The 15,795-nt window shown below is 60.1% G+C and carries 17 protein-coding genes; 7 read left to right on the top strand and 10 right to left on the bottom strand.

Annotated features, from left to right (window positions below; genetic code table 11):
- The first annotated feature begins 80 nt into the window (after positions 1 to 80).
- Entirely contained in the window at positions 81 to 1,439 is a 1,359-nt protein-coding gene (locus tag VB780_RS19970; protein WP_323352934.1) for a chloride channel protein, read from the top strand.
- A gap of 38 nt (positions 1,440 to 1,477) precedes the next feature.
- Here VB780_RS19970 and VB780_RS19965 read toward each other — a convergent pair whose 3' ends face one another.
- Genes VB780_RS19965 through VB780_RS19950 form a run of 4 tightly spaced genes read right to left on the bottom strand, consistent with a single transcriptional unit; the run spans position 1,478 to position 3,410 of the window.
- Positions 1,478 to 1,885 (bottom strand): GFA family protein, encoded by a 408-nt coding sequence (locus tag VB780_RS19965; protein ID WP_323352933.1) that lies wholly within the window; start codon positions 1,883 to 1,885, stop codon positions 1,478 to 1,480.
- Complete coding sequence (locus tag VB780_RS19960) at positions 1,875 to 2,282, bottom strand: DUF1398 domain-containing protein (protein WP_323352932.1); 408 nt, start codon at positions 2,280 to 2,282, stop codon at positions 1,875 to 1,877. Before VB780_RS19960 ends, VB780_RS19965 begins: the two co-directional genes overlap by 11 nt.
- Before the next feature lie 41 nt (positions 2,283 to 2,323).
- The gene (locus VB780_RS19955; protein ID WP_323352931.1) at positions 2,324 to 2,785 is read right to left on the bottom strand and encodes a cupin domain-containing protein; all 462 of its coding nucleotides are present in this window, start codon (positions 2,783 to 2,785) and stop codon (positions 2,324 to 2,326) included.
- Positions 2,786 to 2,834: 49 nt separating this feature from the next.
- Positions 2,835 to 3,410: a dienelactone hydrolase family protein gene (locus tag VB780_RS19950; RefSeq protein WP_323352930.1), complete on the bottom strand. Its 576-nt coding sequence runs from the start codon at positions 3,408 to 3,410 to the stop codon at positions 2,835 to 2,837.
- Positions 3,411 to 3,712: 302 nt separating this feature from the next.
- Here VB780_RS19950 and VB780_RS19945 point away from each other — a divergent pair, with 302 nt between their 5' ends.
- From VB780_RS19945 to rpmB, 3 genes are all read left to right on the top strand, one after another.
- The gene (locus VB780_RS19945) at positions 3,713 to 4,303 is read left to right on the top strand and encodes a LemA family protein (protein ID WP_323352929.1); all 591 of its coding nucleotides are present in this window, start codon (positions 3,713 to 3,715) and stop codon (positions 4,301 to 4,303) included.
- 2 nt (positions 4,304 to 4,305) lie between these two features.
- Entirely contained in the window at positions 4,306 to 6,234 is a 1,929-nt protein-coding gene (locus VB780_RS19940; protein ID WP_323352928.1) for a M48 family metallopeptidase, read from the top strand.
- A gap of 274 nt (positions 6,235 to 6,508) precedes the next feature.
- A complete protein-coding gene (gene rpmB / locus VB780_RS19935; RefSeq protein WP_323352927.1) occupies positions 6,509 to 6,745 on the top strand; it encodes a 50S ribosomal protein L28 in 237 nt (78 codons plus the stop codon).
- 16 nt (positions 6,746 to 6,761) lie between these two features.
- Here the strand turns inward: rpmB and VB780_RS19930 are convergent, their stop codons facing one another.
- Positions 6,762 to 7,613, bottom strand: a complete 852-nt coding sequence (locus VB780_RS19930; RefSeq protein ID WP_323352926.1) for a PEP-CTERM sorting domain-containing protein — start codon at positions 7,611 to 7,613, stop codon at positions 6,762 to 6,764.
- A gap of 355 nt (positions 7,614 to 7,968) precedes the next feature.
- On the opposite strand from VB780_RS19930, the gene VB780_RS19925 reads away from it, so the two are divergent.
- Positions 7,969 to 8,877 (top strand): cation diffusion facilitator family transporter, encoded by a 909-nt coding sequence (locus tag VB780_RS19925; RefSeq protein ID WP_323352925.1) that lies wholly within the window; start codon positions 7,969 to 7,971, stop codon positions 8,875 to 8,877.
- 90 nt (positions 8,878 to 8,967) lie between these two features.
- Positions 8,968 to 9,822 carry a type I methionyl aminopeptidase gene (map, locus tag VB780_RS19920; protein WP_323352924.1) on the top strand — a complete coding sequence of 285 codons (855 nt, stop codon included), beginning with the start codon at positions 8,968 to 8,970 and terminating at the stop codon, positions 9,820 to 9,822.
- Here map and VB780_RS19915 read toward each other — a convergent pair.
- The 4 genes from VB780_RS19915 to VB780_RS19900 form a co-directional block, all read right to left on the bottom strand.
- On the bottom strand, positions 9,819 to 10,784 hold the full coding sequence (locus VB780_RS19915; RefSeq protein WP_323352923.1) for a TonB family protein: 966 nt from the start codon (positions 10,782 to 10,784) through the stop codon (positions 9,819 to 9,821). The two genes, map and VB780_RS19915, sit on opposite strands and share 4 nt — an antisense overlap.
- Positions 10,785 to 10,858: 74 nt before the next feature.
- Positions 10,859 to 11,746: a hypothetical protein gene (locus tag VB780_RS19910; protein WP_323352922.1), complete on the bottom strand. Its 888-nt coding sequence runs from the start codon at positions 11,744 to 11,746 to the stop codon at positions 10,859 to 10,861.
- A 105-nt stretch (positions 11,747 to 11,851) separates the two neighbouring features.
- Positions 11,852 to 12,772 carry a PstS family phosphate ABC transporter substrate-binding protein gene (locus tag VB780_RS19905; RefSeq protein ID WP_323352921.1) on the bottom strand — a complete coding sequence of 307 codons (921 nt, stop codon included), beginning with the start codon at positions 12,770 to 12,772 and terminating at the stop codon, positions 11,852 to 11,854.
- Positions 12,773 to 13,050: 278 nt separating this feature from the next.
- A complete protein-coding gene (locus VB780_RS19900) occupies positions 13,051 to 13,479 on the bottom strand; it encodes a biopolymer transporter ExbD (RefSeq protein ID WP_323352920.1) in 429 nt (142 codons plus the stop codon).
- 162 nt (positions 13,480 to 13,641) lie between these two features.
- Here VB780_RS19900 and VB780_RS19895 point away from each other — a divergent pair, with 162 nt between their 5' ends.
- On the top strand, positions 13,642 to 15,333 hold the full coding sequence (locus VB780_RS19895) for an ArnT family glycosyltransferase (RefSeq protein ID WP_323352919.1): 1,692 nt from the start codon (positions 13,642 to 13,644) through the stop codon (positions 15,331 to 15,333).
- Here the strand turns inward: VB780_RS19895 and VB780_RS19890 are convergent.
- On the bottom strand, positions 15,330 to 15,725 hold the full coding sequence (locus VB780_RS19890; protein WP_323352918.1) for a tetratricopeptide repeat protein: 396 nt from the start codon (positions 15,723 to 15,725) through the stop codon (positions 15,330 to 15,332). The genes VB780_RS19895 and VB780_RS19890 overlap by 4 nt on opposite strands.
- Positions 15,726 to 15,795: the final 70 nt, after the last annotated feature.

Here is a 15,795-nt window from a genome sequence, read left to right as displayed (position 1 = left end):
TGTTCGCGCAGCGTCCCCGGAGGGGAATCGCGCTGGCAAACGTGTGATTGCACCCCGTCAAATACTCATGAGGGCACGCCATGACGGCATCTGTAGATTTTGAAAGCGCTACTTCCCCCGTCGAGATTGCCCCCCGTGAACTCGACTACGCCCAGACCATGCTGGCCGCCGCCGCCATTGGTATTGTGGGCGGCATCGTCGCTACCACCTACTATGTGGTGCTAGAGGGGTTTATGCACCTGGTCTGGCACACCCTGCCTGAAACGCTCGAACCTTTTTTTACCGAGAGCTTTCCCGCCACCAACTACGTGTGGATTGCGGCCAGCGTGGGCGGACTGCTGGTGGGTCTCACCCTCTACCTAATGGGCCTGCCCGGTGAGGTTTCCTTTGTTGTTGAGAAGGTGCACGACCCTGGCCGCATCGACATTAAGCAGAGCCCGGCCATGGTGGTGGCGTCGCTGTTTTCGATTGTGGCGGGGGGCAGTGCGGGGCCAGAGGCCCCGTTGGTGCAGGTCAACGGCAGCGTCGGCGGCTGGATGGCCCAAAAGCTGGGCCTCACCCTACGCACCACGCGGATTTTTACCTTCTGCGGTATGGCGGCAGCGCTCGGGGCCTTCTTTGGTGCGCCCCTGGGCGGGGCGCTGTTTGCTCTAGAAATTCCCCATCGGCGGGGGTTGGAGTACTACGAGGCGCTGATTCCGGCTACCCTGGCGGCGATTCTGAGCTTTGTGGTGTTTCGCCTCACCACGGGGCTTTCCATCGGCGGCATGTACCACTTCACGTCGATCCCGCCGCTAACGCTGATGAATTTGGCCGAAGGGGCGGTGCTGGGGGCGATCGGAGCGGCGGTGGCAGCGCTGTTTGTGCTGATATTTCGTGCCGTAGGATTGCTGACTCGCCCGCTGGAGCACCGCACTATTTTATTGGCTACCCTGGGGGGGCTTTCCATTGGGCTAATTGCTCTGGTGTTTCCCCAAACTCTGTTCTTTGGCGAGCGCGAAATTGAGACGATTATCGAAACCGGCTCGACCTTTGGCATTACTATGCTGCTGCTGATTGGTCTGGCGAAAATGCTGGCGATTAGCTGCACGCTGCACTCGGGGTTTCGCGGCGGGTTTATCTTTCCGCTGTTTTATATTGGGGCGGCGGTGGGGCTGGCGATCGCCCTCGGCTTTCCCCAGGTGCACCCCACCATTGGCATGGTCTGCATGATGGCGGCGGTGAATGTGGCCATCACCAAAACCCCGATCAGCACCACGGTCATTCTCAGCGTGCTGTCGGATACGGCCATGGTGCCAGTAATTGTGATCGCCAGCCTGACCAGCTTTTTGCTGACGATTAATTTGAATATGATTAAAACCCAGCGGGCTCGCCCGCTGAATGACCAGGGCGATCGCATCCCAGAGAGTGCCGCGCCGCAGCTCCAACCTCAGGGATAACCCGCTATTGCCCAGCGAGTTAGTCTTAATCGTGCGACCTACTCCTCAAAGCGGCTTGTGGCGTCGCGATCGCGATCGTAGCGTCGCGTGAGCGGAAACGGCGGCAGCCAAGCCTCGCGACGGATGATCCAGTTTTCGTAGGTGGGCATCAGTTGGTCAGGGGCATCTAGGGAGCCTAGATTTACTTCAATTTCGTCTGCGGTGCGGGCAAAAATCGACGAGCCGCAGCGGGGGCAGAAAAACCGCCCCTCGTAGTCGCGGGTTTCGCCAGCGATGGTTACCGCATCCTGAGGAAATATCGCCGCAGCGTAAAACAGGGCACCATGGTGCTTGCGGCAGTCGAGACAGTGACAAAGGCCAACCCGGTACGGGCGTCCCATGGCCACAATGCGGACGTTGCCGCACAGGCAACCGCCGGTGAATTGCTCCATTTTGTTAGGTGTCACTTGGCTTTGCTCCGGGAAACCACTCTGTATGCTGATCCCCTTGCCGACCGAAATAGGTGACTCGCTGGCCTCGAAGATAAGCGATATATCCCTGCACCCCAGCCTGCATGGCACGCTCGCAAAAGGCCCGAAACGTTTGTCCGTGCTGTTGACTGTCGAGAATTGCTGCCTTGAGTGCAGCCACATCAAAGTCTTCAGCTATTGAGGGAAGTGCCTCAAACTCGATAGGCGCTATAACGGCTGCCCCTGAGGGGCTGTAGAACGTGAATGAGCTAGTTGCATAGTCCACATGGTAGTACTCGACGCCATTGGCAATCAGCTTGCCTACAATCTCAGGAAACGGCATTGATCCATCCAGCGTCGCCTTGGCCAAGCCGGTAATATCGTTTGCATTCATTTCTGACCTCTAATTGATAATTCGGCAGTCATTAGTGATTGCTAGTAAGGACTCTGGGCAGGTTCTCCCATGCCGTTAGTCCAAATGTCGTCTGGCAGCGATCGGTCGCGGTAACAAACCCGATCAAGGTCAGGATACGTAACTGTGTCTACTGCCGCTCGGGTGTCGACTACCAGGCATCGCGTTACCTGGGTGCTGCGATTCTCAAGCAAGTGACCCACCGGCACGCCTGCTTGAAACGTTGCGGCATCGCCAGGATGCAAGACAGTCTCCGACTCTCCTTCAATCAGCGTGATTTCGCCTTCGAGAACATAGACCAGTTCATCTTCAGCGCTGTGCCAATGCTTGATCGATGAACAAGCGCCAGGTTGCAAGACTTCAATAAACGCGCCGAACTGGGTCAGCCCTCCGGCTTCACTAATCCAGAGCAGACGATTGGGCTCATGGGCAGCGTCAAAAGGGCTTTCCTCCACGAGGAAACAGTCAGGCGTGATAACCGGCATACTGGCACCTCCAGGGATTTTGGCACAGTGGTTACTCCATTGTGCCTAGTTATCGTGTAGCCAGAAAATCTAGCACTCTCTGCATCAGCAGGGCAGATGCCGTCTCGTCATAGGAGGGCAGTGAGCTATCGGCAAAAATATGTTGGTTACCAGGGTAAAGGAACAGCTCGGCTTCCTCCGCTTCCCCAAGCAGGGAGCGAGCGGCGTCAATGTCACCGTCGGTAACGAAGAACGGATCGGCATCCATCGCGTGAACTTGTACTGGAACTCGCTTTGGCCATGCCGAGCCAAATTCTGAGACTGGCACACAGGCATAGAAGAGCAGTGCACCCTGAGCTCCATGGCGGGTTTGAGCCAGCTTCTGGGCTGGGAGAACTCCCAGAGAGAATCCGGCGTAGATCAACTCGGACGGCAATTTATCCGCCGCTCGCTCTCCGCGCTCCCTCACCTCGCCAAACCCCAGTTCTTTGACAAATTGCATACCGCGATCGAGGTCGTTGAAGGTGCGGCCATCAAATAGATCGGGTGTGTGGACGAGGTGCCCGGCACGACGCAACCGATCTGCGAAGGCAACAACGCCGGGGGTCAACCCTTGGGCATGGTGATACAAGATAACCTCTGCCACTTCAGATCCTCCTGAGGAGATTTCCAGGAAAGAAGATACCAGCTTCAATCCAGCGACTATAGCCGCTGTAGGGTGGGCACTGCCCACCATTAGGGAAACTCTTTTTCAGAAGTCTCCTGAGGGTAATCGCCATGGTAACGGGCACCTAATGGTGGAGCTGTGCAGCGGCGGCCAGCAGCTGGCGGCGGTCGTTGATGATGAAGTATAGCTTGAAGCCGAAACACTACTTTTCTTAACCCCTGGGATGGGGCTCAAAGGCTTGGGCAAGCTAACGGTACGATGCCGTTTTTGAGGACTTGCCCATGGGGGTACTGATACTGCTGGTGGCCGTACTGCTGATTGCAGCGGTCTTTTTCGTCAATCTCTACAACCGATTAGTGACCGGGCGCAATCGCTACCAAAACGCCTACGCCCAGATCGATGTACAGCTGCGCCGCCGCTACGACCTAATCCCCAACCTGGTGGAAAGCGTTAAGGGCTATATGGCCCACGAGAAAGAAACTCTGGCGGCGGTAATCAGCGCCCGCAACAGCGCCATGAGTGCCAGTCGTCAGGCGGCCCAGGCTCCCGGCGATCCGCAAGCGATGACTCAGCTGGCTGCCGCCGAGGGCATGCTCGACAGCACCCTGGGTCGGTTGTTTGCGCTATCGGAGGCCTACCCCGACCTCAAGGCCAACCAAAATATGGCCCAGCTAATCGAAGAACTGCGCTCTACTGAGAACCGCATCGCCTTTGCTCGCCAGGCGTTTAATGACGCTGTTACCCTCTACAACACCCAGCGGGAGATGTTCCCCGGCAACCTGATCGCGGGGAGCTTTAACTTTAACCCTGCCCAGCTGCTCGAAGAAAGCGCCCCCGAGGTCAAAGAAGTTCCCCGCGTGTCGTTTAGCTAGCCATGAATTTCTTCGAGCATCAGGACCAGGCCCGCCGCAACACCACCAAGCTGCTGCTGCTGTTTGGGCTATCGATCGCAGTGATGATCGCGGCCTTCTACGGGGTGGCGATCGCAATTTTATCCTTCGAAGCTGTGGGGCCGTCACCGCTGTGGCAACCCGGCATCTTGTTTTGGGTGGCCAGCGGCACCCTGGCCTTTATGGTGGTGGGCAGCTCGACTAAGCTGGCCCAGCTCGGCCAGGGGGGCCACAACCTAGCCAAAGGGCTGGGCGGGCGAGAGCTGAACCCCCTCACCGACGACCCCGACGAACAGCGTTTAATCAACGTGGTCAGCGAAATGGCCCTGGCCTCGGGCACCCCCATTCCCGCCGTGTATCTGCTGGATGACGAGCCCGGCATCAATGCTTTCGCGGCAGGCTTTACCGCTGATAAAGCCGTAATTGGGGTGACGCGCGGCTGCCTCGACCAGCTCAGCCGCGACGAGCTGCAAGGGGTAATCGGCCACGAGTTTAGCCACATTCTCAACGGCGATATGGGCCTCAACCTCAAGCTGATTGGGGTAATCCACGGTCTGCTGTTAATCTACATTGCCGGGCGCGTGGTGCTGCGCTGGAACTACTACCCCAGCGGGTCGCTGCGCCGCTCAAAGGATGACAAGGGCGGCGGGGCCATACTGGCGGCGGCCTTGGCCATGGTCGTGATTGGCTACCTGGGGGTGCTGTGCGGACGGCTGATCAAAAGCGCCGTATCGCGGGAGCGAGAGTTCTTGGCCGATGCCTCGGCGGTGCAGTTTACTCGCAACCCCGAGGGTCTGACCGGGGCGCTGCGTAAAATTGGCCAGATTCCCTCGGGGTCTACGATGGTTTCCCCCATGGCCGAAACCGCCAGCCATTTGTTGTTTGGCGAGGCCAACAGCAATCTGTCGTTTCTAGGGGGCTGGTTTGCTACCCATCCGCCCCTGGGCGAGCGGCTGCGTCGCCTGGGCCAGGTACCGATTCCCCAGGGAGCCGCTCCCCTATCAGCCGGGGCATCGGTTGGTTCTTCCTCAGAAGGATCGCTGGTGATGGGGCTGCACGGGGGCACCAGCACCGCTGTGCAGCAGGGGATCGCGGCGATCGCCTCCACCGCTCCCAGCCAGTTTATAACCGCCATCGGCACCACCGATGGGCGGCGGTTAGAACAGGTGCGATCGCTGCTCAGCGATCTGCCCCCCGAGGTCAAGGCTGCCCTGCAAGACCCCACGGCGGCGACCGAAGTCGTGTATGCCCTGCTGGTGCGCACCAAGCCCGCCCTCCAAACTCAGCAGATCGAGTATTTGTCCAACACCTATGGCCCCGATTGCAGAGGGCGTGTAGGACAACTTTACAATCAGGTTCGAGCCCTCAAGCCTGGGCAAGATCTGCTGTTGCTAGAGGCGCTAGTCCCCGCCCTTCAGCAGCTCGACCCCGAGGCAGGGCGAAAGTTTATTCAAACGGCCCAGGCCCTGAGCCAGCCAGGGGGCCGCCTGCTGCCTTCAAACTATCCGCTGCAGTTGATTCTGCGCAAACGGCTGTCGAGTGGTTCAGGCCAACCGGCGGCCATCACCGACATCAACGATCTCTGGGGCGACGCCTTGGTGGTGCTGGCCCTGCTGGCGCGGGTTGGCCACACCCGCCCAGAGGATGCCCTCTACGCCTTTAAACTGGGCCTTTCGCAACTGCCAGGGGCCAAAACGCAAACCTCTCCAAACCAGCTGCCGCCGGTCAATAGCGCCGATATCAACGCCAGTCTGGGTCGCCTAGAGCAAGCGGCTCCCAAACTCAAGCAGGCTATTGTCGATGCCTGTGCCCATACGGTGCTGGCCGACAACGATGTTACCCCCGCCGAGATGAGTCTCCTGCGAGCGGTGGTGATTACCCTTGACTGCCCGGCCCCACCCTTCCTCCGGTAGCCCATCCTAGGCTGACGTTGACAGGGGATGGATGCAGGGCCCCAATGACTATTAGAGATGATCCGCTGGATTGGGCCAAGGTAACTGATACAGCGCATGGTCTGGACTGGCTCGCCGCTGCCCTAGGATCCTTTATCAGAACATCCCCCATTCCAAGGGAGTCGCAGCTGTAGAATCTCGTTAATTGGCCGAAAAAACTGCTAGGGATGCGGTCAATTCTGCTATTATTAGAAGCTGCGCTATTGTGCCGTTTGATTACCGTCGGAGAATATCTATGGCTCGTCATTGTCAACTCACCGGAAAGAAGGCTAACAACGCCTTCTCGATCTCTCACTCCCACCGCCGCACCAAGCGCATGCAAGAGGCCAATCTGCAAGAAAAGCGTGTCTGGTGGCCCCAGGGCAAGCGCTGGGTAAAGCTGCGTCTCTCGACTAAAGCCATTAAGACCCTTCAAACCAAAGGTCTAGATGCCATGGCCAAAGAAGCCGGTCTCAATCTGAACAAATGCTAGTTTGACCTCTAGTCAGCTAGCTTCGGCGGCGCAGTAGCGCCAGCCCCGCCGCCACAATACCAACAGCAAAGGTCGTTCCTGGTTCAGGGACGGCCTTTGCCGTAGCTTGGCGCTGCACTTCCATCACAAACTTAAACACTACCGATTCGCCGGGGGCCAGAGAGCGATCAAACTGAACGGCGGCGGTGGTGTCGGCATCGACTAGGGGGCCGGGAGTATTTTGCAACCCCGTAGCCGGGACGTTGTAGAGCTGAGCCAGTAGCGGCCCGTAGGGACTAATCTGCACCGCCGTCGGCGTCTGGTCGACGGAGAGGGTAGCCTGGGCACCGCTGGGGTCGGTTTGGGTGAGGGTGTTGCCCGCAAAAAAGGCGGTGTTATTGGTGAGCGCGCCGTCAAACTGAAGATCGTAGTCGATGTACTTAAACAGGCTGACATCGAGCCAGTCGCTGCCCGTATTGGTCAGGGTCACGGTTTCGTGGCGAGCAGCGCGGTAGCTATTGGGGGCACCCCCCAACAGCACAGAATCGAGGGAAAAGACCAGGTTAGCCCCAAAAAAACTAGCGCTGAGGCGATCGGCGCTGGGCTGGCTAAAGGCCACTGGCTGTAAGTCTTCGAGCCGCAGCTCCTTTGGGGCGGCAAGGCTGCTGAGGTTGAGAAAGTAGAGATCTGTAAACAGCGTTTCAACGCCGTCAATGAGCCATGACTGGTCGTCGCTGAAGCGCAGCAGATCGGTTCGGTAGGTCGAGTTGCCCTGGTTGAGTTCTACCAGCCCGGCGGGCAGAGGGTCTGCGATCGCAGGCAGACCGGGGCTAGCCAGCGCCAGGGCCAAACCCAGGCATGGAGCGACGATAGCAGGCCAATGGGTCATAACGTGGGGAAATGGGGCGACAGGATCCTGATGCTTGATTATCGGTTGGAAGCAGGAGGAGTCTGCTGGTGCGATCGCACCAACAAGTATTTACCCAGGCTAGCCGGGCAACCCCACCTCTGAAATCACTCCTCTAGGGATATTTACGGAATCCTTAATCGAACTTTACGGACTTAGTGCCAGTACCGCTGCTCTTTAGGAACCGAATGACCAACCTCACTGTGTCCATAATTGCCCCTGCCGACGCAGGCAAAAGCGCCGCAGACCCACCCCAGGGCAGTAAGGTAGACCTAGGAACGGCCTGCTATGTTCCTGTTACGGTGTACTGCGTTCCGTCTGCTCGGCGGTGTGTCTAATGGTTGATCGCCCCCTGCCCTCTGTTATCGACAACCGCCGGGCCGTACAGCGGGTACTGCTGATTACCCTCGCTTTAAATTTGGCGGTGGTAGCCCTCAAGGCCACCGTGGGCTGGATGACGGGGTCGCTAAGCCTGCTGGCCGATGCCCTGCACAGCGTCACCGACAGCGCCAACAACGTGCTGGGTCTAGCCACCAACCGCCTGGCCAATCCCCGGCCCGATCGCGACCATCCCTATGGCCACCAAAAGTTTGAGGCAATTGGTGCCTTGGGTATTGCGGCATTTTTGGGCATTGCCTGTTTTGAGATTCTCAAGAGCTCGGTGGAGCGGATTATTTCGGGGGGCAACCCGGTCACCATGAGCGCCACCGCCCTGTGGATTATGCTGCTGGTGCTGGGCATCAACATCTTTGTGGCGACCTACGAGCGGCGGGTGGGGCTGGCTCTGAACAGCAAGATTTTGGTGGCCGACGCCCACCACACCATGAGCGATATTTGGACCACCATTGTGGTGATCGCCGGCCTGATTGGCGTGTGGCAGGGGCTGACCTGGCTAGATATTGCGCTGGCGTTTCCGGTGGCGCTGCTGGTGTTTAAGAGCGGTTGGACGGTGCTGCGCGACAACCTGCCCTGGCTGGTGGATGAGATGGCGATCGCCCCTGAGGCCATTCACAAGCAGGTGATGCAGGTGCCGGGGGTGGTCAACTGCCACAGCATTGCCTCGCGGGGGCTGCTGGGGCGGCAGGTGTTCATCGACATGCACCTGGTGGTGCAGCCCACCGATATTCGCGCCGCCCACACCGTCACCGAGGCAGTGGAAGATCGGCTGGAGGAGCTCTATGGCCCCGCCCGCATCACCATTCACCTAGAACCGAGGGAGTACACCGAAGAGGCGATTACCTACTGAGGCCAGGGGCGAGGAAAGAGGCCAAAAGCGCTAACTTCCCCATTACACTGGGAAAGGGGCTAAGGCCTTTAATTCCGTTACGCAGCAACCATGAACTTTTTGGCAAACCTGATTCCCGGCCGGGCTGACCAGGCCACCCTGCCCAAGCGCAGCCGCCGGGTGCGGGGAGTAGAGCTTAAAACTGAGGCCGAGATTGAGATTATGCGCGGGGCGGCTCGCATTGTGGCCACGGTGCTCAAGGAAATCGAGGCCCTGGTGCAGCCGGGCATGACCACCGCAGATCTAGATGCCCATGCCGAGCAGCGGATTCGTGAGCTGGGCGCGACCCCGAGCTTTAAGGGCTACCACGGCTTTCCGGCGTCGATTTGCGCCTGCGTTAACGATCAGGTGGTACACGGCATTCCCAACAAGCGCCAGGTGATTCGGCGGGGCGACCTGCTCAAGGTCGATACGGGAGCCTACTACAACGGCTTCCACGGTGACTCCTGCATCACCATTGCGGTGGGTGAGGTGTCGGCCCAGGCCCAGCAGCTGATGACGGCGGCGGAAGCGGCTCTCTATGCGGGCATTGCCCAGGTGAAGCCGGGGAACACGCTGCTGGATATTGCGGGGGCGATCGAAGACTGTGTCGCCAGCTACGGCTTTACGGTGGTCGAAGATTTCACCGGCCACGGGGTGGGGCGTAACCTACACGAGGCTCCGTCGGTGTTTAACTTTCGCACCCGGCAGTTGCCCAACATGAAACTGCGACCGGGCATGACGCTGGCGATCGAGCCAATTCTCAACGCTGGGTCCAAGCAGACCCGCACCCTTAAGGATCAGTGGACGGTGGTGACGGTGGATCGATCGCTGTCGGCCCAGTTTGAGCACACGGTGCTAGTCAGCGAAACGGGGTATGAGATTTTGAGCGATCGCAGCTCAATCCCCGTGGCCCTGGCCTCCTAGGCGTCTGGGTTGGGGTTTAGGCAGGGTCGTCCGCCGTAGTCAACGCTGGTGTCTAGGGTGAGAACGTAGGCTTTGATGCCGTCGCTGGCGGCAAAGCGGTGGCGCTGAATTTCTTGCAGGGCCTTGCGATCGAGGGCACCGTAGCCAGAGCTGCGCAGCAGGGTGGGTGCCCCTCGCCAAGACCCGTCGGGGTTAACCACGGCCCCAACGGCAATCTCCCCGGGGGCGTCGGTGAGACACACTCGCTGGGGATACACCGTCGAGAACTCAGAGCGGTTGATTTCTGGAGATAGATCGCCTAGGCCAGGCTCCTGCCGCAGGGCGCTTATCCACTCGTTCTGGTTGGTGGTGAAGGCGTCGCGAGTAACAGCAGCGGCGTTAAAACTAAAGCGGTTTTGAATGTACTCCGCCGCCCGGTCAACTTTGGCCTGGGGCAGGTTGAGGGCAGCCACGTAGGCCAGCAGTTGGGGGCCAATCTCGCCGTCAAACAGGGGTTGGGTGGATGACGGGGGCGAGGGGGGTGGGGTTGCCGGGGCGGCGGGGGCAGCGGGGGGATTGGCCGGGGCGGTGGGGGGCTGGGCGGATTGAGAGCGGGCAGATGGGGCAGCCGAAGGACGAGGACGAGGCTGCGACGATCGCGGCTGGCTGCGGCTCTGGGTTACGGCTGGGCGAGGGGCGGCAGTGGTCGATGGACTTTGGGCGGCGATCGCTGGCCGTCCCTGAAGCGGAGTCGGCGGGAGGGCTGTGGTTCCGGCTGCGTCTGGCTCGCCCGCCGGGGGGACACGGGTGATGGCAATGCTGTCTTGCTCTGGGTCGGGGGGGGGCACCAGGGCGTCATCGCTGGTGCCCGCTGGCAGCATTAGCACCAGCGCGTGCAGCCCCAGCGACGCTAACAGCATGGGGGCCAATAGCAACTGCCACAGGGGCCGCGACCGCTCAGAGGGAGCAAAACGAGTCGTCATGTCAAATCTACAGGGGGAACTACGCTATCTACTATTCAGCCACAGAACTGGATCGCCGTGGGCCAGTTCTGTGGCTAGCCCGCGCGCGGGTCATCCGCCCAAATAAGCACCAGTCCCGAGGCCTGCTGCCCGGATGCCCCCACGCCGATGCCCACCAGGGAGATAAACAGGTAGGGCTGCCCCTCTCGCACCACCTGAAACAGTGGGCGGTTGCAGTAGCCGTCGGCCACGCGATTCACCTGGTACTGCGGCGGCGGAAAGGTGCGGGGAATATCCTGCTCTTCAATCAATTGAACATTGCGGGTCAGGTAGCGCAGCGATACTACGCTGGGCTGGGTGCTGTAGGTGGCGTCGTCAATCTGCGTAAAGAAGCAGGCCTGATCCTGGGGTGACCAGGCCGCAATGCCCTGGGGGATCAGGTAGGCGATCGCCGGAAACGAGGTTGCCGTAGAGTCAAAGTCACTCTCTCCCGATCCACGGGAGAGGCGGGTAAAGATTTCGACCACCTCCTCATCGGGTACGGCGGCAGTGGCAGGCTCGGGTTCGGCAGTAAACGCAGGCTCGGGCGGAGGTGGCGTATCGGTTGCGATCGGGGCGGCGGCAGGAGGGTTCGGGGAACGGGTGGGTGCGATCGGTTGACTGGGGGGCGGTGGGGCTGTCGCTGCTGGGGGCGGTGGGGCAGCTTCCGGAGGGGGCGAGACGGTTTCAGGCTCAGGACGGCTGAGGGTGCCAATGCTGAGCAGATCGACAAATTCGTCTTCGGCGGTGTCTTCGGTTTCGGTCTGTGGAGCCGGGCGCGACGAGGGGGCCGGAGCCAGCAGCAGTAGCCCGTGGAGCACCAAGGATAACCCTAGCAGCGGGGCCAGCAGCAGCTTCAGTCGGCGGCGCTGCGGTGGGCGGGCGGGTGGCGCAGGAGGTGGTGCTACAGGCTGAGGCGACTTTACAGATTCCCCAATCGGCATAGGTTCTAAGGGATAACGGTGGTAGAAAAAAGCCCTTGGGATGAGCTGTCTTCCCAAGGGCTTGCGGCAGGGCGATCGCGCTAGGTCAGGCGCGATCGCCAAGCTCTACAGCTCAGCCAAAAGGTCGGCGTAACGCTGCTCAGACAGCGGCACATAGCCCACTTCGGGCACAATCTCAGGGCCGTTTTCGAGCATAAACTCGACGAAGGCGCGCACCTCGGGGCGGCTCTCTAGGCTGCTCGTCTTGACATAGACGAAGATCGGCCGAGACAGGGGAGCGTAGGTGCCGTTCTCAACATTCTCGGGGGTGGGCTCAACGCCGTTGACGGCAACCGCTTTGAGAGTGTCCTGGTTTTCCAGGTAATAGGCCAGGCCAAAGTAGCCGATGGCGTTAGTCTCGCGGCCGACGCCGATCACAAGAATGTTGTCATCTTCGCTGGCGGTGTAGTCGGCGCGGCTAGAGCCCGACTCACCGACAATGACTTCAGTGAAGTAGTCAAAGGTGCCCGAGTCGGTGCCGGGGCCATACAGGTCAATGGGCTCGTTGGGCCAGCTGGGGTCGATCTGATTCCAGCTGGTGATAGTGCCCTGGGCCTCGGGGCTCCACAGCGTTTGCAGCTGCTCTACAGTCATTTCGTCGGCCCAGGTGTTTTCGGGGTTGATCACCACCGTCAATGCGTCGGTAGCCACAGGCACTTCGATATACTCAATGCCAGCGGCGGCACAGGCTTCGACCTCAGAGTCTTTGATCGGGCGTGAAGCGCCAGTGATGTCGAGTTCACCCGCACAAAACTTGCTGAAGCCACCGCCGGTACCCGACACCCCCACGGTTACCTGGGTGCCACGGTTGGCGGCCATAAATTCTTCAGCCATGGCCTCAGAAATAGGATAGACGGTGCTAGACCCATCGATCTGAATGATGGAATTTTGAGAAACTGCACTGGGAGTGCTAATTCCTAAGACCACTGCGGTGGTTAAAGCGCCAGCCAGGGCATAGCGATTGAAGGTCTTTCTGCTCAATTTCATACAACACTCTCCGTTGCGTCTTAAACATGGTCAAATCCGCCATAGTAGACGCTACAGACTCAACCCTAAGAGAGCCTGATGGCAACAATAAGCCTGGGGGAGAAATGAATTAAGAACCCTTTAAGCAGCCGCTAAAACCATCTTCCAACGGGTAATTCAAGCGCCATTAGATGGGGGGATAAAATGATTTTTTTCGAGGGCGCGATCGCCCCCTGCAAACCCCACAGCCAATCTCAGGCCTAGCTGAGGCAATTTAAGAGTCCCTGTCCCTATCCGGTTTATTCCACCGCCAGCGATACTCGGTTGCCGCCGATCGCCCGTAAATCTGTCAGCAGACCGGCAACTTCGCTGTAGCTGAGTTCGCGATCGGCTTTGACAATCAGTTTGCCGTCGGGGTTTTGAGCAAAGTAGGCGCGCACCTGCTGAGTCACCTGGCTAAACGTTGCCAACTCATTGTCTAGCACCAGTTCGCCGTCGCGGTTGAGCCCGACCACCATAGCGTCAATGGCCACTATTTCTGCCTCGGGCTCGGCATCCCCCGCTACCGACTGGGGCAGGCGCAAATTTGAAATCTGCTGCCCGGTGAGGCTCATAGAAATGATGATGAAAAAAGTTAGCACCGTCATTAGCACGTCCATCATAGGGACGAGGTTAACTTCGGGAATTTGGGAGTTGACTTGGCGGCGGCGAGAACGCATAAAACCCATGAAAACCAGAATCCTGAGGCGATCTGAAGTGGTTTGTAAAAGCCGTCGTCCGACTTAGGCGAATGACACTAGTATAGGGGGCTAAACCGGGGGTGGTAGGGTGCAGCTTTTGGCGATCGCCCTTGGCCATCGTCCACGCTCAAGCGGGGGGCTAGCCAACCGATGATATCCAAAGATCTCCACAAATTCGTGTATCGCGGTGTACATAGCCTGGCCCAGCAGCCCTGGCTGTGGCTGCTGCTGTGGGTGGCTCCGCTGCTGGCGTTCAACAGCCCCCAGCAAAGTTTGATGGCCCCCACTGAAGCCCTCTATGCTCAGCAGGCCTGGGAAATGTTGAGCAATAACGACTGGCTCACCCTGAGCTGGTGGGGCAGCCCCCAGTTCGATCGCCTGCCGGGGTTGCCCTGGCTGATTGCCCTGAGCTACCACTGGTTGGGCCGCAGTGAGCTGGCGGCACGGCTACCCAGTATAGCGGCGGCAGCAGCTGCGATTGTGCTCACCTGGCGAATTGGGCGACGGCTGGGGCTACAATCCCTTGGCCTGTGGGGGGCGGGTATTTTTGCCGTCATGCCCCTGTGGATGCAGGCGGCCAAGCTGGCCACCCCCGACGCTCTGCTGGTGAGCCTTACCCTGCTGGCGATCTGGGCGCTGCTGCACAGCGAAGCCCACCCAGCCCAGCGGGTGGGCTGGGGTCTGGTGGCGGGCCTGGCCTTTAGCCTGGCCTTTTTGGCGAAGGGAGCGCTGGTGGTGCTGCCGCTGGTGGCGCTGCTGCCCTACCTGGTGCGGGGCCACAAAACCCACCGCCACCTGAGCAATATTGGCCTCTATTATGGACTGGCCTTTGGGGCCATACCCACCACAATCTGGCTAGGGCGCAGCGTGGCCCGCTACGGCCAGTTGCCCCTGCACCAGCTCGGGGATCATTTAGCGAGTCAGTTAGGACAATCCACTGTGCAGGCGCTACCCCAGGGAGTGTTTCAAGCACCTTGGGCTGCCACCTCCGGGGCGACCTACTATTTGTGGCATCTACCCCTCGCGACCTTTCCGTGGGTGGGGTTTGCCCTGGTGGGGGCATGGCTGGTGGGCCGCAATTGTTCCCTAGGTCGCCGCACACTGTGGCTGGGGTATCCGGCTGTTCTAGTCCTGACCCTTAGCCTGCTGAACATTCACACGGGCTACGACGCGCTGCCAGCGTATCCCTTTGTGGCGCTGCTGGCGGCGGTGGGCCTCAACTATGGGGGGCGGCTGTTTCGCTCTCGGGCACCCCGGCGCTACCGGGTGGCGGTGGGCCTGAGCTGGGCCGCTGGGGTGCTGGGCATTTTGCTGCTGTCGGCGGGGGCGGCCCTGCTGATTACCCCCGGCGAGCTGATTGCCGCCGCCCTGCGCCCCTACGGCTGGCTGGGGGTGGCGGGCGGTCTGGGGCTGCTCTTGCCCTGGCTCATGGCCCTCAACCGCTGGGGACGGGTAAGCCGATCGCAGCAGCGGCTCTGGCAGTGGGGCTGGCTGCTGGGGCCGTGGCTGGGGGTATTGGCGGCCTTGGCTACGGGAATCGTGGGCGACTACAGCCCGGCCCTGAAGCTGGTGCTGCAAACACCGCCCGTTGCTGCCATTTTGGCGAATAATCCGGTGCATATGGTGCAACCGGGGCGCGATCGCATCCCCAGTCTGCTGACGTTCTACACGCCCGATCGCGGCAAACCTCTGGGCAACTGGAGCCAAATTCCCCCAGAGGGCTACGCCTGGGGCAACCCCGATGAGGTATTGCTGGAGGATAGCTATGAGGTAATTGCCACCGTGGAGGGCTGGCAGCTGGTGCGATCGCCCCTGGTGCCGACGGCGGTGCCGAGGGGCTAGACCGTGGCGATTAGCTGCTTTTTGACCCAGATGTCTGCTTTGGCGTGGATGTAGATGGGGTCGGCCTCAAGGGCGATCGCGCGGTTGTACGACTCCACCGCATTGCCGTAGGCACCCATTTCGGCCAGCAGCTTGCCCCGGTTGAACCAGGCCTGGTGATACTGGGGGGCGAGGGCTACGGCTCTGTCGTAGGCGGCTAGAGCCTCGGCCTGGCGCTTAAGGCCGCAGAGGGCATTGGCGCGATTGTTCCAGACGGTGCAGTAGGTGCTGTCTAGGGCTAACGCCTGATCAAAGGTTTCTAAGGCCTGGGCGAACTGGTTCTGTTCACAGAGGGTGCAGCCTTGGGCATTGAGGGCGGCGGCGCTGTGGTCGTGGGTGTGGATGGGGTTCATGGGCTGTTTTTTGGGGCAACAGTCCCATTGTGAGGGGGGCAAAGGAGGGTGCTCAGGGGGGGTGTTACCC

This window comes from Leptolyngbya sp. CCNP1308, assembly GCF_034932455.1.
Lineage (GTDB): Bacteria > Cyanobacteriota > Cyanobacteriia > Phormidesmidales > Phormidesmidaceae > Nodosilinea.
The sequence above is the reverse complement of the archived record's forward strand: the minus strand, read 5'-3'. Positions and strand labels throughout refer to the sequence as shown.

Excerpts from the sequence above, each read along its gene's own strand:
- VB780_RS19970 (WP_323352934.1), top strand. The coding sequence starts at position 81 with ATGACGGCATCTGTAGATTTTGAAAGCGCTACTTCCCCCGTCGAGATT.
- VB780_RS19960 (WP_323352932.1), bottom strand. The coding sequence starts at position 2,282 with ATGAATGCAAACGATATTACCGGCTTGGCCAAGGCGACGCTGGATGGA.
- VB780_RS19955 (WP_323352931.1), bottom strand. The coding sequence starts at position 2,785 with ATGCCGGTTATCACGCCTGACTGTTTCCTCGTGGAGGAAAGCCCTTTT.
- VB780_RS19945 (WP_323352929.1), top strand. The coding sequence starts at position 3,713 with ATGGGGGTACTGATACTGCTGGTGGCCGTACTGCTGATTGCAGCGGTC.
- VB780_RS19940 (WP_323352928.1), top strand. The coding sequence starts at position 4,306 with ATGAATTTCTTCGAGCATCAGGACCAGGCCCGCCGCAACACCACCAAG.
- rpmB (WP_323352927.1), top strand. The coding sequence starts at position 6,509 with ATGGCTCGTCATTGTCAACTCACCGGAAAGAAGGCTAACAACGCCTTC.
- VB780_RS19930 (WP_323352926.1), bottom strand. The coding sequence starts at position 7,613 with ATGACCCATTGGCCTGCTATCGTCGCTCCATGCCTGGGTTTGGCCCTG.
- VB780_RS19925 (WP_323352925.1), top strand. The coding sequence starts at position 7,969 with ATGGTTGATCGCCCCCTGCCCTCTGTTATCGACAACCGCCGGGCCGTA.
- map (WP_323352924.1), top strand. The coding sequence starts at position 8,968 with ATGAACTTTTTGGCAAACCTGATTCCCGGCCGGGCTGACCAGGCCACC.
- VB780_RS19915 (WP_323352923.1), bottom strand. The coding sequence starts at position 10,784 with ATGACGACTCGTTTTGCTCCCTCTGAGCGGTCGCGGCCCCTGTGGCAG.
- VB780_RS19910 (WP_323352922.1), bottom strand. The coding sequence starts at position 11,746 with ATGCCGATTGGGGAATCTGTAAAGTCGCCTCAGCCTGTAGCACCACCT.
- VB780_RS19905 (WP_323352921.1), bottom strand. The coding sequence starts at position 12,772 with ATGAAATTGAGCAGAAAGACCTTCAATCGCTATGCCCTGGCTGGCGCT.
- VB780_RS19900 (WP_323352920.1), bottom strand. The coding sequence starts at position 13,479 with ATGGGTTTTATGCGTTCTCGCCGCCGCCAAGTCAACTCCCAAATTCCC.
- VB780_RS19895 (WP_323352919.1), top strand. The coding sequence starts at position 13,642 with ATGATATCCAAAGATCTCCACAAATTCGTGTATCGCGGTGTACATAGC.
- VB780_RS19890 (WP_323352918.1), bottom strand. The coding sequence starts at position 15,725 with ATGAACCCCATCCACACCCACGACCACAGCGCCGCCGCCCTCAATGCC.